The organism is Rhodococcus sp. PBTS 1 (assembly GCF_001620025.1).
Taxonomy (GTDB): Bacteria; Actinomycetota; Actinomycetes; order Mycobacteriales; family Mycobacteriaceae; genus Rhodococcoides; species Rhodococcoides kroppenstedtii.
Map to the genome: position 1 here is coordinate 3,429,177 of NZ_CP015219.1, position 21,584 is coordinate 3,450,760.

The following is a 21,584-nucleotide window of genomic DNA, read 5'->3' on the forward strand; positions in this document are numbered from 1 at the left end:
CCTGTGCAGAAATCCGCGCCGGCCGCGGACTACTGCACACGACCGGCGGTGAGGGCGCGCCGCAACTCCGCCGCGTTGCGCGGCCGGACGTCCGGGGGCAGCACCCCGTCCGCGGCTAGCTCGGCCGCCAACGCGAGCGGCCACGGCACGTGCAACCGGGCCCGGGCGAGCAGTTCGGCGTCGGACAGGACCGTCACCGGATCGCCCTGCACCACCGTGCCGTCCACCACCACGGCCACCGAGTGCGCCCAGTCCAGGGCGAGGGCCACGTCGTGCGTCGAGAGGACGACGGTGGTGTGCGCGCTCTCGAGCCGGGAGACGGCGTCGAACATCTCGACCTCCGCGCGCGGATCGAGCCCCGCCGTCGGTTCGTCCAACAGCAGGACGCACGGACGCATGGCCACGGCCCCGGCCGTCGCGACGCGCTTGCGTTCGCCGTAGGAGAGCTGGTGCACCGGGCGACGACTCAGCCCGTCGATACCCAGCAGGGTCAGGGCGGACTCGACGCGCTCGCGCACCTCCGCCGCGGGCAGGCCCAGATTGGCCGGCCCGTACGCGACGTCGCGGTAGACGTCCGCGGAGAACAGCTGATCGTCCGGGTCCTGCAGCACCAACTGCACTTCCTGCCGGTGCGCGCGCAGCCCGGACCTGGTGTGCCGCAACGCCTCTCCGTCCAGTTCCACCGCACCCGACGCCGGCGTCACGGCCCCGGCGAGGCAGCGCAGCAACGTGGTCTTGCCGGACCCGTTGGCACCGAGGATCGCCGTCCGACGCCCGGCGGGGACGTCGAGGCTCGCGCCGCGCAGGACATCTCGACCGTCGTAGCCGACCGTGATCGCCCGTGCCGCGAGAGAGCGATGACTCACGAGACCCCCAGGGACACCACGACGACGACCACCATCACCGCGACCGCCGCGGTCAGGAACCGCGGCGAGCTGCGCGGCGGCGGAACGGCATCCACGGGGTCGGCCACCCCGAACTCCCGGCCCGCGAGACCGTCCTCGAGCCGGGACGCCCGATCCCACGCCGAGGTCAACACCGCGGCGGTGAGCAGCGCAGCGGACTGCATCGACCGGCGCGGGGTGGAGTACCCCAGCCGGGCGACCTGGGATCGGCGGACCGACCGCAGCGAGGTCAGGAGCACGAACAGCAGCCGGTAGACCAACCCCGCGACGTCGACGCACGCCTGCGGGACGCGGGCGCGCCGCAGGCCGGCCAGGATGTCCACCATCGGCGTGGTCACCGCGAGCAGGATCATCGCCGACGTGCCCGCGACGGCGTGCGCGGTCACCTCGAGCGCCCGGCGCACGCTCTCGTCGGTGACACCGACGCCCCAATCCGGCGCGCCGCGCACCGTGATGGCCACCGAGACGCCTCCGATCACGACGAAGGCGGCCGGCGCCGCGAGAGTGCGCAGCAACAGCGGCCACGGAGTGCGGGCCAGTGCCGTGGCGGCGGTCAGCGCGACCACCGTCACCAGCACCGAACCCGGCCAGGCGGGCAGCACCGCCGCACACAGGACCAACCCGAGCGCGAGCACCGCCTTGTCGACCACCGCGCGCCCGCGCCACGCACTGGCCCAGGCGGCGTCGTCGACGGCGAGACCCTGCACGTCAGGAACCGTCCGGCGGCGCCTGCACCCGCTCCACCGCGCGACGGGCCCTCAGGGTGGCGATCACGTACCCGAGCACGATGCCGCCGAGGGCCGCCTGCAGCGCGAACAGGCCCGACTCGACCTCGCCCGACGTGGGCGCGAACACCGACTCGAACCACGGCTCGTAGTCCGGATGGTCGGCCTCGATCCGTTCCGTGGCCGCGGTGTCGGTCCCGACGAAACGGTCGCCGTCCACGCTGCGGCCCGAGTCGATCGCCAGCGCGATCCCGACGATCGCCACGATGGCCGCGACCAGAGCCAGGTTCACCCACCGGCTGCGGCGAGCATCGCGCCCACGGCCGGATTCACCGGGCTGGATCTCACCGGACATCGACGGCCTCCTTCCGAGCGAAGAACCGGAACACGCCGAGGTCCCGCAGTTCCGGCGTCGCCACCGACCGCAGGACGCGGAACACCAGGACGCCCAGCAAACCCTCCGCGATCGCGAGCGGAATCTGGGTGATCGCGAAGATCGACAGGAACTTCACCACCGCGCCGGCGATGCCGCTCTGCGGATCGGGGAACGCGAGGGCGATCTGCACGCTCGTCGTGCAGTAGGTGGCCAGGTCGGCGAGGGTCATCGCGCAGAACACGGCCAGTGAGATGCCGCCACCGAGCCGTCCGACCAGGACGAACGCGCCGTAGCCCACCCACGGGCCGACCACCGCCATGGAGAAGGCGTTGGCGCCGAGCGTCGTCAGACCCCCGTGCGCCAACAGCAACGCCTGGAAGAGCAACACCACCGTGCCGAGGAAGGCCATGACCGGAGGTCGGAACAGCACCGCGCCCAGCCCGGTACCGGTGGGGTGGGACGAGCTGCCGGTGACCGACGGCATCTTGATGGCGGACAACACGAACGTGAACGCCCCGGCGGCGCCGAGGAGGAGCCGGCTGCGGGGGTTCTCCCGCACTTGATGGACGACGGCGCGGGCGCCGTGGACGACGAACGGTGCAGCGGCGCAGGTCCAGACCGCGGCGTGCACCGGCGGCAGAAAGCCTTCGGCGATATGCATGGAGACGGACAACCCTTCTCGGATGACGCGTCCGAGGTCGACGGGACACGTGCCGGGACGGCGATCCGACTCACGACCGGCGCCCGCGGAGAGAGGCCCGTTCGCTCACGGTGGCGCGACCGTCCCGGAGTCTCACCGGGTTTCCCGCACCAGCACGGCGCAGGGCCGGGGTTCGGTCCTGCGCGGTCATCGTGGCACAGAACGTCCCGCGGCAGAACTACCAGGTCATCTCGTCACGGCACACCGCACCGTGCGCCGCCGGCTCGATCTGCACGGTGGCGTGGTCCAGGCCGTAGGTGGAGAGCAGGTCCTTGCTCCGGGCGAGGAGCACGGAACTCGACCCGTTCGAGGTCAGGTGGACCGTGGCGACGTCCATGCCCGTGGTGAGCGTCCAGACGTGCAGATCGTGGACGTCCTCCACACCGGGCAGGGCACGCAGGTCGGCCTCGAGGGTGACGACGTCGACGGACGACGGGCTGGCCTGGGTGAGGATACGCAGCGACGCCCCGGCGAGGCGGACCGCACGCGGGACCACCCAGAGCGAGATGGCGACACCGACGACGATGTCCGCCCACGACCAGCCGACCAGTGTGAGGGCGCCTGCGATCAGCACCCCGACACTGCCGACGGTGTCGGCGAGGACCTCGAGGTACGCGCCCCGGACCGCGAGCGAGTCCTTCGCGTCGGCGCGGATGAGCAGCATGACGACGACGTTCGCGGCGAGTCCGGCGGCGGCCGTCGCCATCATGATGCCGCCGGGCAGATCGGGCCGCTCACCGATGCGGCGGATCGCCTCGACGAAGACGAACACGGCCACCCCGAGCAGCAGCACGGCGTTGACGACGGCGGTGAGCACCTCGGCGCGATGCCACCCGAAGGTGCGCGCAGCGGACGACGAGCCCCGCTGGGCGAGGGTCAGCGCGGCCAGACCCAGGGTCATGCCGACGATGTCGGTGAGCATGTGGCCGGCGTCGGCGATGAGGCCGAGCGACCCGATGGCCAGGCCGACGGACAGTTCGAGAGCGAAGAACGCGACCAGGACGACCCAGGCGATGCCCATGCGTCGCAGGCGCCCGCGCGTCGGCGTCTCTCCCCCGGTGTGCACTTGACCGTGCCCGTGCCCCGCTCCCATGCCGACGACCATACATGCACAGTTCTGCATGTGTGTAGTCGACGAAGCCTAGTCGTGCCGCTCCGGGGGTACCGCCGGGTTCGGCACCGTGGGCGGCAGCGTCGCCATCGCCGAGATGCGCGAGAGCCCGGCGACCTGCAGCAGATCGACCACGATCGACCGGATCTGCGCCAGGACCACCGTCGCCGACAGACCGGCGTCGCGCATCAGCTCGGCCTTCGCGCCCACCGCGACGTGCCGCAACACCCGCGCGGCCTCGGCCTGATCCGGTTGCTCGCCTGGATCGGCCAGCATCATCTTCCGCAGCACCTCGGTCGATTCGGCCAGCTGCTCGACCAGCTTCACCAGCCGCGGGTCCAGGATCTCGTCGTCGCGCACCAGGGACAACGACCGCCGGGCCAGAACGCGGATGTTGCGCACCGCGTTGTCCAACGGGTCCGCCGTCGCGGCCAGCCGCGCGAGCCGCTGACGCGAGTTCCAGTACAGCGGCGAGATCCGGCTGATCTCTCGGCCGCCCTTGAGGTCGGTGCGCAGCATGTCGATCGCCGGCTGCGTCGCCCGCGCCGCCTTCAGCGCCTTCTCGATGGACTTCGGATCCTGCGCCGAGAGCCCCTCGGCGACCAGTCCGAGCACCCGTCCGGCGGTCTCGATCACCGTCGCCGCGTCGCCGCGAGCGCGCCGGACCGGATGGGTCGGCACGACCGCCACGACGGCCAGACCCACCAGACCGCCCACCAGCGCGTCGACCATGCGGTTGTACCCACCGGCGTCCCCGGGCGGGATGAGCGTCGCCACCAGCACCGCCGACGACCCGGCCTGCATCGCGATGATCGCGCCGCTGTCCAGGAACACCGCGGTGCCCATCGCCAGGGCGACCACCAGCGCGATCTGCAGCGGGCCCGTCCCGATGAGCGCGATCAGCGCGTCGCCCACCCCGATGCCCACGGTCACGCCGGCGACCAGCTCGAAGGACCGCCGCATCCGGGCGCCGAGGGAGACCCCCAGGGACACCACGGCCGCGATCGGCGCGAAGAACGGCGTGACGTGCCCGACGATCTCCGTCGCCACGAACCACGCGATGCCCGCCGCCAGCGCGCACTGGACCACCGGCAGGCCGGAGAGTTTCAGCCGGTCGACGGACGCCTCGAACCGCGACCGGCCACGACGACGCAGCCGCGCCGCCTCGAACGGCGACCGCTCGCCCCGGCGCAGGCCGAGTGGACTCACGGCAATGACCGTCTCATGTGCGCCGGCGCGACCTAGCCAACGCCGAGCTCGTCCGCGGCGCGCGGATCGCAGTCCTCGAGCAGGTCGAGGCAGCGCGCGTACTCGTCGGTTTCCCCGATGGCCTGCGCGGCGCGGGCGAGGACCGCGACGCAGCGGAGGAACCCGCGGTTGGGCTCGTGGCTGTAGGGGACCGGACCGAAGCCCTTCCACCCGTTGCGACGCAACTGGTCCAGTCCGCGGTGGTACCCGGTGCGGGCGTAGGCGTAGGCGGTGATCGTGCGCTCGTCCGCGAGCGCGGCCTCGGCGAGATACGCCCAGGCGATCGACGCCGTCGGGTGGGCGGCCGCCACCTCCTCGGGGGCGGTGTGGTTCAGCAACAGCGACTCGGCCTCGTCGTCGCCGGGGAGCAAGGTGGGCTGCGGTCCGAGCAGGTCTCCGAAGGACGTCATGGGTGCAGTCTTCCACGACACCCGTCGGCGACGAGCGCGCGTGCACGGCCGTCGGCACCGTGAAAGTTAAGCTGCGGGGCGTGTCGCCCAGCACCCCGCCACCGGCCCGGCCGCAGTACATCCCGCCGCGCGAAACCGCACGCGAGCCGCGAACGCGACGGCCGATCGGCCGATGGGTTGCAGCGCTGGTGATCGCCGCGCTCGTCGTCGGCGGCGTCGCCGCGTTCGCGCTGCTGCGCGGCGGGACCACCGCGACCGGAGCGTCCGACGAGGACCGCATCCGCGTGGCGATCGACGACTTCACGACGGCGCTGCGCGACGGCGACCTCGCCGGCCTGCGGGCAGGCACCTGCGGCCCGCTGGCGTCGTTCTACGGCGGCATCTCCGACGAGGACTTCGCCGCCACGCACGACGCCGCGGTGGCGTCGGGCTCGATCCCCGAGATCCTGAGCGTCGACACCATCCAGATCACGCCGGCCGAAGCGCCCGACGTCACCACCGCGATCGCGCAGGTGACGGCCCGCGGGGGGAACGAGACCGCTCCCTCCCCGCGGACCTTCGACCTGGCACTCGAGGACGAGACCTGGAAGGTCTGCGCCTGACCCGTGCGCCTTTTGCACATCCAGGGATGCGCAAAAGGCGCACGGGCGCGAAGCGCACTACGCGGAGACGCTGCGCCCGGCCGACTTCAGGTCGTTGCACGCCTCGACGACACGCGCCGACATGCCGGCCTCGGCCTTCTTGAGGTAGCTGCGCGGATCATAGGTCTTCTTGTTGCCCACTTCGCCGTCGACCTTGAGGACGCCGTCGTAGTTGGTGAAGAAGTGCCCGGCGATGGGGCGCGAGAACGCGTACTGGGTGTCGGTGTCGACGTTCATCTTCACCACGCCGTACTCGAGGGCCTCCTCGATCTCGCTCTTGGCCGAGCCCGATCCGCCGTGGAAGACGAAGTCGAACGGCTTGGAGCCGGCGGGCAGACCGAGCTTGTCGGTGGCGACCTTCTGGCCGTCGGCCAGCACGGACGGCTTCAGCTTGACGTTGCCCGGCTTGTACACACCGTGGACGTTGCCGAAGGTGGCGGCCAGCAGGTAGCGCGACCCGGCGTCACCCGCACCGAGGGCCTCGACCGTCTTGAGGAAGTCCTCGTTGGAGGTGTAGAGCTTGTCGTTGATCTCCGCCTCGACGCCGTCCTCCTCGCCGCCGACCACGCCGATCTCGATCTCGAGGATGATGCGCGCGGCCGCGGCCTTGGCCAGCAGGTCCTTGGCAATCTCGAGGTTCTCGTCGATCGGGACCGCCGAGCCGTCCCACATGTGCGACTGGAACAGCGGGTTCTTGCCGGCGTCGACACGCTCCTGCGAGATCGCGATGAGCGGACGCACGTAGGTGTCCAGCTTGTCCTTGGGGCAGTGGTCGGTGTGCAGCGCGATGGTGACGTCGTACTTCGCCGCGACGACGTGCGCGAACTCGGCCAGCGCCACCGCGCCCGTCACCATGTCCTTCACCCCGAGTCCCGACCCGAACTCCGCGCCACCGGTGGAGAACTGGATGATGCCGTCGCTGCCGGCGTCGGCGAAGCCCTTGATGGCGGCGTTGATCGACTCGGATCCCACGCAGTTGATGGCGGGGAAGGCGAACGAATGTTCCTTGGCGCGGCCGAGCATCTCGGCGTAGACCTCGGGAGTGGCGATCGGCACGGAAGAAACCTCCACGGTGAGCGGGGGCACCTCGGGTCGGGTGCCTCGGTAGCAGTATGGCAAGACCGGACGACGCGGGTTCGCCCTGCGCCCGACCTACCCGCCGGTAGAGCACGCGAGGGTGCCGGGAGCCGCGCCGAGAGTCCGGGCGCGCAGCGCTGAGAGTCCGCGCGCGCAGCGCTGAGAGTCCGCGCGCGCAGCGCTGAGAGTCCGCGCGCGCAGCGCTGAGAGTCCGCTGTGAGTCCACGCGCGGGGCGCTGTCGGCCGCACACGCCGGTAGGGTTGTCGCCGTGCATACCCTGGCCGCCTCCACGACCGACCTCGCCCTGCTGCCGGGGTTCCTCGACCCGGTCAACCTGCTGAACTCGTTCGGCACCTGGGTGTTGGTAGGCCTGCTGCTGGTGGTCTTCATCGAGTCGGGACTGCTGTTTCCCCTGCTCCCGGGCGATTCGCTGCTGTTCACGGCCGGTCTGATCGCGGCGTCGAAGTCCACGGAGGTGGCGCCGTTCGCACCGCTGTGGGTGCTGATGGTGACCATCCCCATCGCCGCGATCCTCGGCGACCAGGCCGGCTACTTCATCGGCAAGAAGGCGGGCACCGGCCTGTTCCACGACGACGCCCGATTCCTCAAGAAGAAGTACATCGACGAGTCGCACGCGTTCTTCGAAAAGCATGGCCCGATCACCATCTTCCTGGCCCGCTTCGTCCCGATCGTGCGCACCTTCGCTCCGGTGGTCGCCGGCGCGTCCGCCATGCGCTACCGGGTCTTCATCACCTACAACATCGTCGGCGGCATCGTGTGGGGTGCGGGCGTCACGCTGCTGGGTTACCTGCTGGGGCAGATCGCGTTCATCCGCGACAACGTCGACATCATCTTCCTGCTCATCGTGGCCGTCTCGGTGCTGCCCATCGCGTGGGAGGTGGGCAAGCGCATGATCTCGTCGCGCCGGACCCCGCTCGGTGAAGCCGTCGACGCGTTCGACGGGCAGCTCGACGGCAAGGTCGAGCCGTCCAAGTGGTCGTCCACCGAGACGACACGGCCGCAGTCGCAGTCGCCGGCCCGTCCCGACGGCGCGAGCTGACCGACTCGATGACGCACGACGTTCTCGCCTCGGGCGGGCTCGGATTCCTCGAGTCGGCCGGGCCGGCCCTGGTCTGGTTGATCGTGGTGTCCTTCGTCTTCCTCGAATGCGCCGTGATCCTCGGACTGTTCCTGCCGGGCGACTCGCTGCTCATCACCGCCGGAATCGGGCTGGCCGGGCACGCCTCGGGGGTCTCGCACGTGTGGGCGCTGTCGCTGGGCGCCTTCCTCGCCGCCATCGTGGGCAACCAGGTGGGCTACGTGATCGGCAAACGCACCGGACATCGCCTGGTCGCGCGCAAGAACGGCAAGTACATCAACGTCGAGAACCTCGAGAAGGTCAACCGCCTGCTCGAGAGGCACGGATTCTGGGCTGTCCTGGTGGCCCGGTGGATTCCGTGGGTCCGCACGCTGTGCCCGATGGTGGCCGGCGCCGGCAACATGAACCACCGCCGCTACACGATCGCCAGCACGCTCGGCGCGCTGATCTGGGCGCCCGTCCTGCTGCTGCTCGGGTTCTACTTCGGGTCCTGGCTGGACCGGGTGCCGTGGCTGTTCCCGACGGTGCTCACCCTGATGATCGTGTCGATCGTGCTGGGGACAGCGTTCGGCATTTACCAGTACCGCAAGGAGATGCGACGGCCGGCGGTGACGACCGAGGTCCACGACATCGACGCGTGAGGGGTTCTCAGGGGTCCACGCGGGCCGCGGCCTCGAGCACCATCCATCCGCCGAGTTGCACGGACAGGTCGCGTTCGGGGACACCTGACGACAGCACGGTGCCGCCGGCGAACCGCGCGATCGGTGCGCCGTAGGACGGCAGCGTCGCCACCGACGTCCAATCGTGCCCGAAGAGCGGTAGTCCCTCGATGGAGAGGCAGTTCTGCCACGCGGCGTCCGCGGAGGCGAGCACGATGTCGCGGGCGGTGGCGCGGGCCCGCTCGTCGTCGTCGGTGTCGCCCGGCAGCGACGTCGCCACGAGGGACAGGTAGCGGGCGAGGATGCCGTTGAACAGCCCCCCGTCTCCGCCGCCACCGCCGGTGATGACGCCGCGTTCGGTGAGATGGTCGGCGACCGCGTCGACCAGCCGGTGCACGCGCTCGCGGTGGCGATCGTCGCCGACGCGCACGGCCAGTTCCGTCTCGGCACCGAGGACGACGCCCTGGCAGTAGCTGTAGACAGGTGTCTCGAGGCGCCCGTCGGCGTGGATGCCGTCGAGAATCAGGTGGGTGTCGGGGTCGACGAGGGTGGCGTCGATCCAGTCGGCCATCGCCTGCGCGCGCCACGGTTTCCCGGTGCGGGCGAGGAAGATCGCCGCCGGGCCGTTGGCGGGCACGTTGTAGAAGTCGCTCTTCTTCGCCCAGCGGATGCCGCCGCCGTGGGCGGGGTCCCAGGCCTCGAACAGTTCGGTCTCGAGGTCGGCGATGGCGCGGCGGTTGTCCACCAGGTGGAGCCGCTGCGCACGTTCGAGCGCGAGACCGAGCCACGCCATGTCGTCGAAGTAGGAGTTGGTCCAGCCGGTGAGGTTGCGAACGCGGTGCGCCCGCGCGACCCGGGTGAGACGACGGCGGCGCCGCGCGGTGGGCGCGCGCTCCTCGGCGTCGACCAGGTTGTCGATCAGGTGCGCCTGCCACCAGTAGTGCCACCGGGCGAAGACGCGTTCCCGGCGGACGGGCGGCCAGGCCACCACCCCCAGCGCGGTGCCCGGCAGTCCCCACAGCCGACGGACGTGGCGGGACATCACGGCCTCCTCGGCGGCGTCCGCGCGGAGGGACCAGCTGTCGTGCATGCCGTCGATCTTGCCAGCCCGGCCGGAGTCGGTCGGCTACCAGGCGCGGCCGAGGTCGGCGTGCTGCCCGACCCAGGCGTGCATCGCGATTCCCGCGGCGACACCCGCGTTGATGCTGCGGGTCGAGCCGAACTGCGCGATGGACACCGTCAGACGCGCACCCGCGCGGGCGGCGTCGGTGACCCCGGGGCCCTCCTGTCCGAAGAGCAACAGGCACCGCCGCGGCAGCTCCGTCGTCTCCAGCGGAACGGCCCCCGGCACGTTGTCCACGGCCACCACCTCGAGGTCGTGCTCCGCGGCGTACGCGACGACGCCGGCCACGTCGTCGTGGTGACGGAGGTGCTGGTAGCGGTCGGTGACCATCGCGCCGCGTCGGTTCCACCGTCGTCGTCCGACGATGTGGACGGCCGCGGCGCCGAACGCGTTGGCCGTGCGCACCACCGTGCCGATGTTGGCGTCGTTCTCGAAGTTCTCGATGGCCACCTCGAACGGGTGCCTGCGCGCATCCAGGTCGGCCACGATGGCGTCGCGACGCCAGTAGCGGTAGGCGTCGACGACGTTGCGACGATCACCGTCGTCGAGCAACTCGGGGTCGAACCGCGGATCGGTGGGACGAGGGCCGTCGCGCGCCTCGTCCCAGGGCGGCGCGCCGCGCGGGTGCTCGCCCCACTCGGTGGCGCCGGGAGCGTCGGGAGGGGTGTCCGGCACCGATCAGGTGTGCGACAGGCGGCGGTTGACCTCGCGGGTGAGCCAGACGGGCGAGAAGCGAGACCCCATGGACAGGGCCTTCGACGGCAGACCCACCGGGAAGTGCACCTTGTGGTAGATCCGCTTGGCCGGCTGCGTCGACTTGTAGATGGCGTCGGCCACGTCCTGCGCGGTGAGCTTCACACCCAGCGAACCCGTGGTGCCCGTGCTCACGCCCTCGGTCATCGCCGTCTGCACGAACAGCGGCCACATGGCCTTAACCGCAATGTCGTGCTTGTGCCACTCGAGGTCGAGGGCCTCGGTGAGACCGCGCACGGCGAACTTGGTGGCGCCGTAGGTGGCGAGCTCCGGCTGGCCGTAGATGGCCGACGCCGAGCAGAGGTTGACCACCTGCGCGCCGCGCGTCTTCTTCAGGTACGGAAACGCCTCGTGCAGACCGTGGATCACGCCCATGACGTTGATCTCCACCTGCTGCCGATGGATCTTCAGGTCCTGATCGGCGAACTCACCCGCGCGCAGGATGCCCGCGTTGTTGATCAGAACGTCCAGCCGGCCGCCCGACGCCTCGTCGAACTCCTGCAGCCGCGCCGCGAACTGCTCCGGATCGGTCACGTCCAGCGACCCCGTGGTGGAGGTCGAGCCCTTCGCGGCGATCTCCTTGGCCAGCGAGGCGAGGCCCGTCTCGTCGATGTCGTACGCCCCGACGTGGAAGCCTCCGGCGGCGTACGTCAGCGCGGTGGCACGGCCGATTCCGGCAGCGGCGCCGGTGATGAAGACAGTAGGTTGGGACATGGTTCCGAACAATAGAGGGTGCGCGGCACGGGCGACAGAGCTCCGCCCGAGAAACCTACTGCCGAGTAGCACCGGTCATCACCGGGAGGGGACGAGTGCCGGTCCACACCATCGTCGAGTCTCCGATCGGTCCGCTCACCGCCGTCCGTGACGGCGCCGCGATCACCGGGCTCTACTTCCCCGCGCATGCTCCCGCCCCGGCGCCCGCCCGGCTGGGCGAGCGTGACGACGCCGGGTTCGACGACCTCCGCGACCAGCTCGCGGAGTACTTCGCCGGCACGCGCCACGCCTTCGATCTCCACCTCGCGCCGTCGGGAACCGACTTCCAGGTCGACGTCTGGGGCGCGCTGCGCACCATCCCCTACGGGACGACGTGGACCTACACCGAGGTGGCGACGGCCGTCGGTCGGCCGGGGTCGGTCCGCGCCGTCGCCGCGGCCAACGGTCGCAATCCGCTGTCGATCGTGGTGCCGTGCCACCGGGTGATCGGGGCGTCGGGCTCCCTCACCGGCTTCGCCGGGGGTCTCGAGCGGAAGCGGTTCCTCCTCGACCTCGAGAGCGGCGACCGGTTGTTCTGAGGGGCTCCGACAGGCCCCGCACCAGCCGCCATTGCGCCGCCGCGTAGGTGACGAGCACCGCGGCTTCCAGGGCGTCGGCGTACCGGGGCGAGCCGGCCCGGCGGGCGAGCACCAGGGCGTCGGAGATCAGGAACAGGGTCGAGCCCACGGCCGCGTCGCGGGAGCCGTCGGCCCCCAGCGTGGCCGTCGTCGCCACCAGCCCGCCGTACGTGGCGGTGACGGGCAGCATTCCGGGAACCCGTCGTCGGGCGATCGCGACACCGCCGGCCCACCCGGCCGCACGGGTCGCCGCGACGACCGGCCGAACCCGAGAACCGGTGCGCCACAACCTTCTCGACCACGCGGACTGCATCACGGCGAAACAGGCGGCGCCGAGACGGACCCGACGGTCGTCGTCGGGCTCGATCATCGCGACGTCGCCCAGCGTGGCCGCGGCGAGCCCGAGCGCGAGAGTCGGATCGCCGGTCGCCCGTGTCCGGAAGGCGAGGATCGGCATCATCGCCGGCTTGGCGACGTACTGCAGTCCAGGTCGGTGCGTGACGGCGCCGACCACGGTCGCGGCGGTCGCGGCGACGTACGCGAGGGCGGTGCGGTCCCGATCCGACATGGCGTCACCGTACGCGGAGGAATATCATTAGCATCGGTAACGTTATGCCGTCTCGTCCCGTCGATCGAGGAGAGGAAGCCGTCGTGCACGGATCGGTGAACCAGGAGCAACAGGGCAGCCTGCTGCAGCAGCCGCGGGCGGTCTGGGCCGTCGCCTTCGCGAGCGTCATCGCCTTCATGGGCATCGGGCTCGTGGATCCGATTCTCAAGCCCATCGGCGAACAGCTCGACGCCACGCCCAGCCAGGTGTCACTGCTCTTCACCTCGTACATGCTGGTCACGGGCATCGCCATGCTCATCACGGGCGTCGTGTCCTCGCGCTTCGGGCCCAAGCGGACGCTCATCGCGGGGCTCGCGATCATCATCGTGTTCGCCGCCCTCGCGGGATCGTCGTCCACCATCGGGCAGATCGTCGGCTACCGCGCCGGCTGGGGCCTGGGCAACGCCCTGTTCATCGCGACCGCCCTCGCCGCCATCGTCGGCGCCGCGAGCGGCGGAGTCGCCCGCGCCATCATCCTCTACGAGGCCGCCCTCGGCATCGGCATCGCCACCGGTCCGCTGGTCGGCGGACTGCTCGGCAGCATCTCCTGGCGCGGACCGTTCTTCGGCGTCGCGGTTCTCATGGCCGTCGCGGTGATCCTGCTCGTCGTCATGCTGCCCGATACGCCCGCACCCGCCCACCGCACCTCGCTGGCCGATCCGTTCCGCGCCCTGCGGCACCGCGGTCTGCTCACCGTCGGCATCACCGCGCTGCTCTACAACTACGGCTTCTTCACCCTGCTCGCCTACACGCCGTTCCCGTTGGACCTCGGCACCTACGCGGTCGGGTTCATCTTCTTCGGGTGGGGTCTCGCCCTCGCGGTGGCGTCGGTGTTCCTCGCCCCGCGTCTGCAGCGCCGCTTCGGCACTTTGCCGATGATGATGGTCGCCCTCGCCCTCTTCGCCGCCGACCTCGCCGTCATGGCAGCGTTCACGGAGTCGAAGCCCGTCCTGATCGTGTGCGTGGTCCTAGCCGGGCTCTTCCTCGGCGTCAACAACACCCTCATCACCGAGACGGTCATGGTGTCGGCGCCCGTCGAGCGGTCCACTGCCTCCGCGGCCTACAGCTTCGTCCGCTTCGTCGGCGGCGCCGCTGCCCCGTACCTGGCCGGCAAGCTCGGGGAAAACCATGCGTCCCTGCCGTTCTGGATCGGCGCGGCCTGCACCGTCGCCGCCATCGCGGTCCTCTCCACCGGCCGCCGCGTCCTCGCGCACGTGGACGAGCACGAGCCCGCCCCGCACAGCATCGACGAGGCGCGTGCGGTGACGGTGGGCGACTGAGGGTGTTGCGCGCGATCGTGGAACCTCGGCATCGAATTCCGGTGCCGAGGTTCCACGGTTCACGCGACGAGGCGGTAGCGGTGAAGAGCCGCGCCGCTGGGGAACTGCCGGAGTTCGAGCGGCTCGAGCCGCTGCGGCGGGGTGCCGTCGAACAGCCGGGCACCCGATCCGCGGGCGTAGGGCTGCACGAACAAGCGCACCTCGTCGACCAATTCCGTCGCCAAGAGAGCACGGCACAGCGAGATGCTGCCGGTGCAGACGATGTCCGATCCGGGACCGTTCTTGATCTCCCGCAGGTCCTCGCGCCAGGTTGGTCCCAGCACGGTGGAGTTGCCCCAGCCCGGGTCCGTGAGCGTCGAGCTGACGACGAACTTCTGCACCGCATTCAGATGCGCGGTGACGCCCGTCGTGTCGTCGGCCTTCGGGCCCCAGTAGTCGCGCATGCCCTCGAAGGTGATGCGACCCACCAGGAACCCGTCGGACGCGTCACGCTGGGCGGCCAGAGCCGCGTCGGTCTCCGGATCGGAGCCGGCTCTGCCGAACCAGTCGTCCGTGGCCTCGACGACACCGTCGACCGTGATGTTCTGGGTGATCACGACAGTGCGCACCGGAACAGTCTGTCCGATCTTCGCAGCTACTGGGTCCGATCGGGGTTCTCGGCGTCACAACAGTCACAATGGCCTCACCGTTCCCTTTGGTAACCATTCGATGACGATGTAATCCTCGGGTAAAGGTTTACCCCGACCGGCAGGTACGTTTCCTCGTGGTCGGGGGACCACGCACACACCGTGCCCGTAGAACCGAGGACCCACTTCATGTCGCAGTCGACACTCCGCTCACGGCGTCGCCGTCTCGCCGCTGCCGGCGCACTCGCCGTGTCCATCGCCCTCGCTGCGCCCAGTGTCGCTGCGGCGCAGGAGACTCCGGACTCCACGACCACTACGTCGTCCGCTACTTCCGCGCCGGAGAGCACCTCGAGCGAGACCCCCGCGCCCGCCGCCGAGACGCCGGCGCAGACCACCACGCCGACCACCACCGAGGCCGCTCCGACCCCGCCGGTCACGGGCGCCGTCGTCGTCGACGAGGACGGCAACACCACCATCACCATCGACATCCGCCCGCAGCTCACCGACGAGCAGAAGGCCGCCCTCGACAACGCGGGCAAGGCCACCAAGGCCGCCGCCGAGGCGCTGGCCAAGGCGCGCGCCGCGTTCGAGGAGGCCGTCGCCGCCCTGCGTGACGCCGCCGATCCGGCCGCCGAGGCCAAGGCAGAGGACGCCAAGGCCGAGGTCGAGAAGGCGGAGACCGAGGAGGCGAAGTCGATCGCGGAGCAGGAAGCGATCGTCGCCGAAGGCCTTGCCGCACAGGCCGAAGAAGACAAGAAGGCGGCCGACGAGAAGGCCGCCGCCGCGCAGGAGGAGGCCGACAAGGCCGCCGCCGACGCCGAGGCCGCCGCGAAGGACGCGGACGAGAAGGAGTCCGACGTCGAGGCCGGCACCGGTGACCCCACCGCCGCCGAGGCCGCCCGCGCCGACGCCGACGCCAAGGCCGCTGCAGCCGAGGAGGCCCGCACGAAGGCCGACGAGGCCGTGAAGGAGGTGCAGGACGCCGCCGCAGCCGTGGGCGACGCCCTCGCCACCCTCGACGCCGCCAAGATCACCGAAGCACTGCAGTCGGCACGCGCCAAGGTCGCGGCAGTCGTCTCCGCCGCGGTGAAGGCCGCGTCCGCGCAGGTCGCCGCCACCGTCGCCGAGGAGCGCGCGAAGGCCCTCGAGGCCACCGCGAGTGCGGAGGAGAAGGCCGCCGCCGAGAAGGACGCCGCCGACGCCAAGGCCGCCGCCGACGAGGCGCAGAAGGAGGCCGACGACGCCAAAGCCGAGCAGGAGGAGGCCGTCGAGAACGGCGAGAAGGAGGAGACCGACGTCGAGATCGGCGAGGAGACCACCGAGGACGTGCCGGTCACCGTCGTCGACGAGAACACCGTCTCCGTCGACGCCACCGGCACCCAGCTGATCGGCGTCTTCACCGAGTCCGACACCGGCCGCACCTTCCGTGCGGTCGACTACTTCACCACCGACGCCGACGGCAATCCTGCTGTGGCAGGGCAGCTTCCGGCGGTCAGCCTCGCGCTGGGCGATGGCTCGTCGACGACGACGGCGGCCGGCTCGTCCGACTCCGACTCGTCGGTGGTCCCGGCCGTCGTCGCCGGTGTCGTGGTGGTCGGCGCCGCCGCCGCCGGCGGCACGCTGCTGGTGCGTCGTCGCCGCTCGGCGCAGTAGATGATCCGACCGGCCGGCGCGACACTCGCGGCACTCGCGTTCGTCGCGCTGGTCGGTTGCGGCACTTCCGAGTCGACCGGTCCGGTGGCCCCACCGGACCGGTCGCCGGTCGCGTCGCAGCTGACGGCGGCACCACCGTCGGAGCCCGCTCCCCCGACGTACCTGGAACTGCGGGGGGCCGACGGCGCCACGTACCTGAGCACGTCGCTGCACCCGGACCCGGTCGTTCGCGACGCCGACGCGGTCCTGAACCCCGTCGACGAGCGGCCGGCGTGGTGGGGCGAGAGCGGTCTGCCCGGCTCGGCGGAGACCGTCGTGATTGCGGGACACAACTATTCGCAGAGCGCGGCGCCGTTCCGCGCGCTGCGGGTAGTGCAGGCCGGGGACCTCGCTCTCCTGGCCACCCCGGCGGGGACCCACACCTACCGAGTCGAGTCGGTGGGACCCGTCGCCAAGGGAGCGCTGTTGTCCGACAACGCCCTTCGCGCCCAGGTGCCCGGCCGGCTGGTGTTGGCCAACTGCGACGTGCGGGACGGGCGCCCCACCGACGACAACTACCTGGTGGTGGCACAGGCCGTCGTCGACTGAGGGGGCATACTGGAGTGTCCGCGTCAGCCTCGACCAGGAGTTCCCCATGCCGACACTCGCCTACGTCATCGCCGGATCCGAAGCCACCGGCGGCGCCGGACTCCAGGCGGACCTGAAGACCTTCGAGCGGCTCGGGGTCTACGGCGTCGGCACCATCACCTGCATCGTCTCGTTCGACCCGAAGGCCGACTGGGGCCACCGCTTCGTGCCCGTCGACGGCGGCGTCATCGCCGACCAGATCGAGGCCGCCACCTCTGCGCACGCACTCGACGTCGTGAAGATCGGCATGCTCGGCACACCGAACACCGTTGCCGTCGTGGCGGACTCGCTGGGCACACAGTCCTGGCGGCACGTCGTGGTCGACCCGGTGCTGATCTGCAAGGGCCAGGAGCCCGGCGCCGCCCTCGACACCGACAACGCTCTGCGTGCCGACATCCTCCCCCGCGCCACCGTGGTCACCCCCAACCTCTTCGAGGCGCAGACCCTGTCCGGCATGGACAGCATCACCACCGTCGACGACCTCGCCGAGGCAGCCCGGCGCATCGCGGACCTCGGGCCGCAGTACGTCGTCGTCAAGGGTGGGGCCGGTCTGCCCGGCGACGAGGCCGTGGACGTGCTCTGGGACGGCACCGACGTGCACGTCTTCCGCGCGCCCAAGGTCGGTGAGGAGCGGGTCTCCGGCGCCGGCTGCATCTTCGCCGCCGCCATCACGGCCGAGCTGGCCAAGGGGTCGTCGGTGTACGACGCCGTGCGGGTGGCCAAGGACTTCGCCCACGCCGGGATCGTCGGCCGGGTCACCACCGCAGCCCCCTTCACCGCCGTCGGGTGGCAGGGGTAGTCGTTCCGTTCTGGCGGCAGCCCGATCCGCGCGTGTTTCAGCAATACGCGTGAGTTGTAGCGAGGGCGGATCGCTGGAAGTCGCGCGGATCGAGGGCGGTCGGCCGTCCGGCCCTATCCGCGCCGGTTTCAGTCGGGCGTAGGCGCTGCAGCCCGACCCCGACCCGATCCGCGCGCGTTCCAGCAGTGAGCACCGCGGCGGAGTCTGATCCGCGCGAGTTCCAGCAGTGAGCACCGCGGCGGAGTCTGATCCGCGCGGGTTCCAGGGATCCGCGTGAGCTGTAGGCCCGGCGGATCGCTGGAAGTCGCGCGGATCAGTGGCAGTCGGCCGTCCGGCCCTATCCGCGCCGGTTTCAATCGGGCGTAGGCGCAGCAGCCCGACCCCGACCCGATCCGCGCGCGTTCCAGCCGAGAACACCGCGGCGGAGTCTGATCCGCGCGGGTTCCAGCGATCCGCGTGAGCTGTAGCTCCGGCGGATGCCTGAAAGTCGCGCGGATTGTCGGCACTCTCGACGCCGCCGGGTCCGGACACCTCGTGGGCAGCGCGCCGCGATCCGCTGCCCGTCCAGTCATCCGCCCGTGTTGCAACCGGCGCGGATGACTGGAGGGAGCGCGGATCAGGCGGGCGGGGTGGGTGCACCCTCGGACGGCGCCGGCGGGGTGGGTGCACCCTCGGACGGTGCGGGCGGGGTGGGAGCACCCTCGGGCGGTGCCGGCGGGGTCGGTGCACCCTCGGGCGTTGCCGCCGGGGTCGGTGCACCTTCAGTCGGTGTCGGCGCACCCTCCGGCGGCGCGGGCGGAGCACCCTTGCCCGGTCCACCCGGCCCACCCGGCCCACCCGGCCCGCACTGACCCGGCCCGGGCGGCGCGGGCGGCGCGGGGTGCTCGCCCGACTGAGGCGCGGGCTGATCCGTACCCGGCGCCTGGTCGGAGCTCGGGGCCTGTTCGGTCGTGGTGGGGGCGGGCGGCGTCTGGCCGGGGCCGTCGGCGAGCGCGGTACCGGTCACACCGAGGGCGAGGCCGCCGGCGAGGGCGGCGCCCACGACGACACGGCGGGAACGCAGTGACAACTTCACGAGCTACTCCTTCTCGGTCGGGCACCCGGTCGGGCGCCGCTGTCGAGAACCGACGATCGGCGGCGAACCTGAAGTGGCCCTGAATTCGGTGCCGTCTTCAGCGAGCCTTCAGGAGCGCACCCGCACACTGGTGAGGTGACGGAACCACGCCCCGCTCCCCGCATCCTGGTCGTGGAGGACAACGACGCCCTCCGCCTGTCCGTGGCGACGGCCCTGGAGAGCACGGGGGCACGGGTCCGCGCGGCGGCGGACGGTGCAGACCTGGAGCGGCATCTCACCGAATTCACCCCGCATCTGCTGGTGCTCGACGTGATGTTGCCGGGCCGCAACGGTGTCGAGTTGTTGCGCGCAGCGCGCTCGCGCCGAGACGTGGCGGTGATCCTGTTGACCGCACGGGACACGGTGGACGACAGGGTCGCGGGTCTGACGGCAGGCGCGGACGACTACGTGGTCAAGCCCTTCGCGATGGCGGAACTCCTTGCGCGCGTGACCTCGGTTCTGCGCCGCTACGACGCGGTGGCCACGACGATCGAGTGCGGGGATCTGGTGGTGGACACCGAGTCCGGTGACGCGACGCGGGCGGGACACACCCTGGATCTGACGGCGACGGAGTGGAAGCTGTTGTCGTACCTGGTCTCTCAGCGAGGGCGCACGGTCAGCAAGACCCAGATCCTCACGCAGGTATGGGGTTACGACGCGTACGACGAGAACCTGGTCGAGGTCCACGTCAGCGCCCTGCGTCGGAAGCTCGAGGAGCACGGCGATCGCATCCTGCACACGCGCCGCGGCATCGGCTACGTCCTCACCGCGAGCCCGACATGACCGGCCTGCGCACCCCGTCGCTACGCCGCCGCCTCGTCCTGTCCGTGATGGCGGTGGTGCTGGCCCTGCTCGTCGGAATCGCCGTGGCCGCAACGCTGTTGCTGCGTCACCAGCTCGAGGCGTCGGCGGGCGACAGTCTGGCCGGACGCGCGCAGACCGCGCAGCGTCTGCTGGACAACGGAGCCGACGCGGCGGAAATCGTCTCGGCCACCCAGGGCGAGAACGTCGCGGCCCAGCTGGTCACCACCGACGGCCGGGTCGTCGGTGACCTCACGCTCCGAGCGACGACGCCACCGCCCGCCCTGCGCCCACCGAACGGCGGCCCGCCCGGACCACCACCACCGGGTGACGACGTGCCGCGGACGGTTGCCACGCGCGTGTCGACGACGACGCTGTCGGACGGATCGGTCCTCACCGTCGCGGTGGACGCGTCGGGTATCGCCGCGGTGCAGCGGCAGCTCCTGCTGGTCCTGATCCCTCTGGTCACCATCGCGGCGTTGGTCGCGGCCGCTCTCCTCACCGTCGTCGTGGGCGCGTCGTTGAAACCGTTGCGCGGCATGACCTCTCTCGCCAGATCGATCACACGCGGTCGCCGCGGTGAGCGGCTCTCCCCCACCAGGACGGACACCGAACTGGGCGAGACCGCTCTGGCGTTCGACGAGATGCTCGACGAGCTCGAGGGCGCGGAGGCCCGTGAGCGTGCCGAAGCGGAGCGCACCCGACGATTCGTCGACGACGCGGCGCACGACCTCCGCACGCCGGTGGCAGGGATGTCGGCTGCGGCGGAGACGCTCCTCCGCGCGTCCGACGCGGACCGGGAGACACGAGAACGGCTGCTGACAGCGATGATTCGCGAATCCCGTCGGGCGTCGGCGTTGATCGACGATCTGCTGACGGTCGCCCGGTCGGCGGACGAGGTGACCCTGGACCGTCGTCCGCACGACGTGCTGGAGATCGCACGTGCGGACGCCGAGCGGGTCCGGATCGGCCGACCGGGAACGACGGTGGTCGTCACCGGGCAGCCCACGACGGCGAGGATCGACGCCCCCCGCGTCGCGCGAATCCTGGCCAACCTCACGGACAACGCCGTCCGGTACGGGCCGCCCGGCGGGGCGGTGACCGTCACCGTCGACCGCGACGGACCCGACGCTCGCATCCGCGTGCACGACGACGGGCCCCCGCTCGACGACGCGCACCGCGAACGCATCTTCGATCGCCTGGTGCGCCTCGAGAGTGCCCGGTCGACAGCGGGATCGGGGCTCGGGCTGACCATTGCCCGCCGCTTCGCGCGCGCCCACGGCGGCGATGTGCGCTACGACGGGTCGGCGTTCGTCGTCACCCTCCCGATCGACGGCCGACCGAGCGACGACCGACCGGGCGGCGAACGACCCGCCTAGAGCCCCAGATCGCCGAGCCCGAGCAGCGACCGGTATTCGAGGCCTTCCGCTGCGATGACGGCGTCGGCACCGGTGTCGCGGTCCACCACGGTGGCCACGCCGACCACCTCGGCGCCGGCGTCGCGCAGCGCACGCACGGCGGTCAACGGCGAGTTGCCGGTGGTGGTGGTGTCCTCGACCACCAGCACCCGCGTGCCGACGACGTTCGGCCCCTCGATCTGCCGCTGCATGCCGTGTGCCTTGGCCGCCTTGCGGACCACGAAGGCGTCGATCGGACGCCCGGGGGCGTGCATGACGGCGAGCGCGACCGGATCGGCACCCATGGTGAGTCCGCCGACCGACGCGAAGTCCCAGTCGGACACCAACTCTCGCATGAGCACGCCGATGAGGGCCCCCGCGCGATGGTGCAACGTCGCGCGGCGCAGGTCGACGTAGTAGTCGGCCTTCTTGCCGGAGGACAGGGTCACCTCGCCGTGGACCACGGCGAGCTCACGGACCAGTCGGGCCAGTTCGGCGCGTTCGTTGCTCACGACCGGTCA

General features: G+C 71.2%; 25 protein-coding genes. 10 read left to right on the forward strand and 15 right to left on the reverse strand.

Annotated features, from left to right (window positions below; genetic code table 11):
- Nucleotides 1–29: 29 nt before the first annotated feature.
- The 7 genes from A3Q40_RS15635 to A3Q40_RS15665 form a co-directional block, all read right to left on the reverse strand.
- Entirely contained in the window at nucleotides 30–866 is an 837-nt protein-coding gene (locus tag A3Q40_RS15635; protein ID WP_068103521.1) for an energy-coupling factor ABC transporter ATP-binding protein, read from the reverse strand.
- Complete coding sequence (gene cbiQ, locus A3Q40_RS15640) at nucleotides 863–1,612, reverse strand: cobalt ECF transporter T component CbiQ (RefSeq protein WP_068103523.1); 750 nt, start codon at nucleotides 1,610–1,612, stop codon at nucleotides 863–865. The genes A3Q40_RS15635 and cbiQ overlap by 4 nt, the downstream gene beginning before the upstream one ends.
- Nucleotide 1,613: 1 nt before the next feature.
- On the reverse strand, nucleotides 1,614–1,985 hold the full coding sequence (locus A3Q40_RS15645; protein ID WP_082833954.1) for an energy-coupling factor ABC transporter substrate-binding protein: 372 nt from the start codon (nucleotides 1,983–1,985) through the stop codon (nucleotides 1,614–1,616).
- Nucleotides 1,975–2,667, reverse strand: a complete 693-nt coding sequence (locus tag A3Q40_RS15650; protein WP_068106398.1) for an energy-coupling factor ABC transporter permease — start codon at nucleotides 2,665–2,667, stop codon at nucleotides 1,975–1,977. Before A3Q40_RS15650 ends, A3Q40_RS15645 begins: the two co-directional genes overlap by 11 nt.
- A gap of 217 nt (nucleotides 2,668–2,884) precedes the next feature.
- Nucleotides 2,885–3,799 carry a cation diffusion facilitator family transporter gene (locus A3Q40_RS15655; RefSeq protein WP_068106400.1) on the reverse strand — a complete coding sequence of 305 codons (915 nt, stop codon included), beginning with the start codon at nucleotides 3,797–3,799 and terminating at the stop codon, nucleotides 2,885–2,887.
- Between the two features lie 48 nt (nucleotides 3,800–3,847).
- Nucleotides 3,848–4,972, reverse strand: a complete 1,125-nt coding sequence (locus tag A3Q40_RS15660) for an FUSC family protein (RefSeq protein ID WP_068106403.1) — start codon at nucleotides 4,970–4,972, stop codon at nucleotides 3,848–3,850.
- A gap of 86 nt (nucleotides 4,973–5,058) precedes the next feature.
- Nucleotides 5,059–5,475, reverse strand: a complete 417-nt coding sequence (locus tag A3Q40_RS15665) for a DUF3151 domain-containing protein (RefSeq protein WP_068103525.1) — start codon at nucleotides 5,473–5,475, stop codon at nucleotides 5,059–5,061.
- A 2-nt stretch (nucleotides 5,476–5,477) separates the two neighbouring features.
- On the opposite strand from A3Q40_RS15665, the gene A3Q40_RS15670 reads away from it, so the two are divergent.
- Nucleotides 5,478–6,077: an Rv0361 family membrane protein gene (locus tag A3Q40_RS15670; RefSeq protein WP_157889631.1), complete on the forward strand. Its 600-nt coding sequence runs from the start codon at nucleotides 5,478–5,480 to the stop codon at nucleotides 6,075–6,077.
- Between the two features lie 57 nt (nucleotides 6,078–6,134).
- Here A3Q40_RS15670 and fbaA read toward each other — a convergent pair whose 3' ends face one another.
- On the reverse strand, nucleotides 6,135–7,172 hold the full coding sequence (gene fbaA, locus A3Q40_RS15675; protein ID WP_068103528.1) for a class II fructose-bisphosphate aldolase: 1,038 nt from the start codon (nucleotides 7,170–7,172) through the stop codon (nucleotides 6,135–6,137).
- A gap of 290 nt (nucleotides 7,173–7,462) precedes the next feature.
- On the opposite strand from fbaA, the gene A3Q40_RS15680 reads away from it, so the two are divergent.
- The gene (locus A3Q40_RS15680) at nucleotides 7,463–8,254 is read left to right on the forward strand and encodes a DedA family protein (RefSeq protein WP_157889632.1); all 792 of its coding nucleotides are present in this window, start codon (nucleotides 7,463–7,465) and stop codon (nucleotides 8,252–8,254) included.
- An 8-nt stretch (nucleotides 8,255–8,262) separates the two neighbouring features.
- Nucleotides 8,263–8,934 carry a DedA family protein gene (locus A3Q40_RS15685; protein ID WP_068106405.1) on the forward strand — a complete coding sequence of 224 codons (672 nt, stop codon included), beginning with the start codon at nucleotides 8,263–8,265 and terminating at the stop codon, nucleotides 8,932–8,934.
- A 7-nt stretch (nucleotides 8,935–8,941) separates the two neighbouring features.
- On the opposite strand, the gene A3Q40_RS15690 is transcribed toward A3Q40_RS15685, so the two are convergent.
- The 3 genes from A3Q40_RS15690 to A3Q40_RS20380 are packed head-to-tail and all read right to left on the reverse strand — an operon-like array spanning nucleotide 8,942 to nucleotide 11,542.
- Nucleotides 8,942–10,042, reverse strand: coding sequence for a glycoside hydrolase family 76 protein (locus A3Q40_RS15690; protein ID WP_068103530.1), 1,101 nt, complete (start codon nucleotides 10,040–10,042; stop codon nucleotides 8,942–8,944).
- A 36-nt stretch (nucleotides 10,043–10,078) separates the two neighbouring features.
- Nucleotides 10,079–10,750: a TrmH family RNA methyltransferase gene (locus A3Q40_RS20375; RefSeq protein WP_068103531.1), complete on the reverse strand. Its 672-nt coding sequence runs from the start codon at nucleotides 10,748–10,750 to the stop codon at nucleotides 10,079–10,081.
- A 3-nt stretch (nucleotides 10,751–10,753) separates the two neighbouring features.
- Nucleotides 10,754–11,542, reverse strand: coding sequence for an SDR family oxidoreductase (locus A3Q40_RS20380; protein WP_068103534.1), 789 nt, complete (start codon nucleotides 11,540–11,542; stop codon nucleotides 10,754–10,756).
- A 95-nt stretch (nucleotides 11,543–11,637) separates the two neighbouring features.
- Between A3Q40_RS20380 and A3Q40_RS15705 the strand changes: the two genes are divergently transcribed.
- Nucleotides 11,638–12,120 (forward strand): methylated-DNA--[protein]-cysteine S-methyltransferase, encoded by a 483-nt coding sequence (locus A3Q40_RS15705; protein ID WP_068103536.1) that lies wholly within the window; start codon nucleotides 11,638–11,640, stop codon nucleotides 12,118–12,120.
- Here the strand turns inward: A3Q40_RS15705 and A3Q40_RS15710 are convergent.
- The gene (locus A3Q40_RS15710; protein ID WP_068103538.1) at nucleotides 12,047–12,727 is read right to left on the reverse strand and encodes a lysoplasmalogenase family protein; all 681 of its coding nucleotides are present in this window, start codon (nucleotides 12,725–12,727) and stop codon (nucleotides 12,047–12,049) included. The two genes, A3Q40_RS15705 and A3Q40_RS15710, sit on opposite strands and share 74 nt — an antisense overlap.
- Nucleotides 12,728–12,771: 44 nt before the next feature.
- Here A3Q40_RS15710 and A3Q40_RS15715 point away from each other — a divergent pair, with 44 nt between their 5' ends.
- Nucleotides 12,772–14,046 carry an MFS transporter gene (locus tag A3Q40_RS15715; RefSeq protein ID WP_082833956.1) on the forward strand — a complete coding sequence of 425 codons (1,275 nt, stop codon included), beginning with the start codon at nucleotides 12,772–12,774 and terminating at the stop codon, nucleotides 14,044–14,046.
- 59 nt (nucleotides 14,047–14,105) lie between these two features.
- Here A3Q40_RS15715 and A3Q40_RS15720 read toward each other — a convergent pair whose 3' ends face one another.
- The gene (locus A3Q40_RS15720) at nucleotides 14,106–14,654 is read right to left on the reverse strand and encodes a dihydrofolate reductase family protein (RefSeq protein WP_068103542.1); all 549 of its coding nucleotides are present in this window, start codon (nucleotides 14,652–14,654) and stop codon (nucleotides 14,106–14,108) included.
- A gap of 207 nt (nucleotides 14,655–14,861) precedes the next feature.
- Here A3Q40_RS15720 and A3Q40_RS15725 point away from each other — a divergent pair, with 207 nt between their 5' ends.
- Genes A3Q40_RS15725 through thiD form a run of 3 tightly spaced genes read left to right on the forward strand, consistent with a single transcriptional unit; the run spans nucleotide 14,862 to nucleotide 17,751 of the window.
- Nucleotides 14,862–16,325: a hypothetical protein gene (locus A3Q40_RS15725; RefSeq protein WP_068103544.1), complete on the forward strand. Its 1,464-nt coding sequence runs from the start codon at nucleotides 14,862–14,864 to the stop codon at nucleotides 16,323–16,325.
- Entirely contained in the window at nucleotides 16,326–16,913 is a 588-nt protein-coding gene (locus tag A3Q40_RS15730; RefSeq protein ID WP_068103546.1) for a class F sortase, read from the forward strand.
- Between the two features lie 46 nt (nucleotides 16,914–16,959).
- Nucleotides 16,960–17,751 (forward strand): bifunctional hydroxymethylpyrimidine kinase/phosphomethylpyrimidine kinase, encoded by a 792-nt coding sequence (gene thiD / locus A3Q40_RS15735; RefSeq protein WP_068103547.1) that lies wholly within the window; start codon nucleotides 16,960–16,962, stop codon nucleotides 17,749–17,751.
- A gap of 616 nt (nucleotides 17,752–18,367) precedes the next feature.
- On the opposite strand, the gene A3Q40_RS20385 is transcribed toward thiD, so the two are convergent.
- On the reverse strand, nucleotides 18,368–18,826 hold the full coding sequence (locus A3Q40_RS20385) for a hypothetical protein (protein ID WP_157889633.1): 459 nt from the start codon (nucleotides 18,824–18,826) through the stop codon (nucleotides 18,368–18,370).
- A 135-nt stretch (nucleotides 18,827–18,961) separates the two neighbouring features.
- Between A3Q40_RS20385 and A3Q40_RS15745 the strand changes: the two genes are divergently transcribed.
- The gene (locus tag A3Q40_RS15745; protein WP_068103551.1) at nucleotides 18,962–19,648 is read left to right on the forward strand and encodes a response regulator transcription factor; all 687 of its coding nucleotides are present in this window, start codon (nucleotides 18,962–18,964) and stop codon (nucleotides 19,646–19,648) included.
- Nucleotides 19,645–21,045: a sensor histidine kinase gene (locus A3Q40_RS15750; RefSeq protein ID WP_068103552.1), complete on the forward strand. Its 1,401-nt coding sequence runs from the start codon at nucleotides 19,645–19,647 to the stop codon at nucleotides 21,043–21,045. The genes A3Q40_RS15745 and A3Q40_RS15750 overlap by 4 nt, the downstream gene beginning before the upstream one ends.
- On the opposite strand, the gene pyrE is transcribed toward A3Q40_RS15750, so the two are convergent.
- The gene (pyrE, locus tag A3Q40_RS15755; RefSeq protein ID WP_068103557.1) at nucleotides 21,042–21,575 is read right to left on the reverse strand and encodes an orotate phosphoribosyltransferase; all 534 of its coding nucleotides are present in this window, start codon (nucleotides 21,573–21,575) and stop codon (nucleotides 21,042–21,044) included. The two genes, A3Q40_RS15750 and pyrE, sit on opposite strands and share 4 nt — an antisense overlap.
- Nucleotides 21,576–21,584 lie beyond the last annotated feature (9 nt).

Bases quoted from the DNA above. Each gene is read 5' to 3' on its own strand.
- A3Q40_RS15645 (WP_082833954.1), bottom strand. From the start codon at position 1,985: ATGTCCGGTGAGATCCAGCCCGGTGAATCCGGCCGTGGGCGCGATGCT.
- A3Q40_RS15650 (WP_068106398.1), bottom strand. From the start codon at position 2,667: ATGCATATCGCCGAAGGCTTTCTGCCGCCGGTGCACGCCGCGGTCTGG.
- A3Q40_RS15655 (WP_068106400.1), bottom strand. From the start codon at position 3,799: ATGGGAGCGGGGCACGGGCACGGTCAAGTGCACACCGGGGGAGAGACG.
- A3Q40_RS15665 (WP_068103525.1), bottom strand. From the start codon at position 5,475: ATGACGTCCTTCGGAGACCTGCTCGGACCGCAGCCCACCTTGCTCCCC.
- A3Q40_RS15685 (WP_068106405.1), top strand. From the start codon at position 8,263: ATGACGCACGACGTTCTCGCCTCGGGCGGGCTCGGATTCCTCGAGTCG.
- A3Q40_RS15690 (WP_068103530.1), bottom strand. From the start codon at position 10,042: ATGCACGACAGCTGGTCCCTCCGCGCGGACGCCGCCGAGGAGGCCGTG.
- A3Q40_RS20380 (WP_068103534.1), bottom strand. From the start codon at position 11,542: ATGTCCCAACCTACTGTCTTCATCACCGGCGCCGCTGCCGGAATCGGC.
- A3Q40_RS15710 (WP_068103538.1), bottom strand. From the start codon at position 12,727: ATGTCGGATCGGGACCGCACCGCCCTCGCGTACGTCGCCGCGACCGCC.
- A3Q40_RS15715 (WP_082833956.1), top strand. From the start codon at position 12,772: ATGCCGTCTCGTCCCGTCGATCGAGGAGAGGAAGCCGTCGTGCACGGA.
- A3Q40_RS15725 (WP_068103544.1), top strand. From the start codon at position 14,862: ATGTCGCAGTCGACACTCCGCTCACGGCGTCGCCGTCTCGCCGCTGCC.
- A3Q40_RS15730 (WP_068103546.1), top strand. From the start codon at position 16,326: ATGATCCGACCGGCCGGCGCGACACTCGCGGCACTCGCGTTCGTCGCG.
- thiD (WP_068103547.1), top strand. From the start codon at position 16,960: ATGCCGACACTCGCCTACGTCATCGCCGGATCCGAAGCCACCGGCGGC.
- A3Q40_RS15750 (WP_068103552.1), top strand. From the start codon at position 19,645: ATGACCGGCCTGCGCACCCCGTCGCTACGCCGCCGCCTCGTCCTGTCC.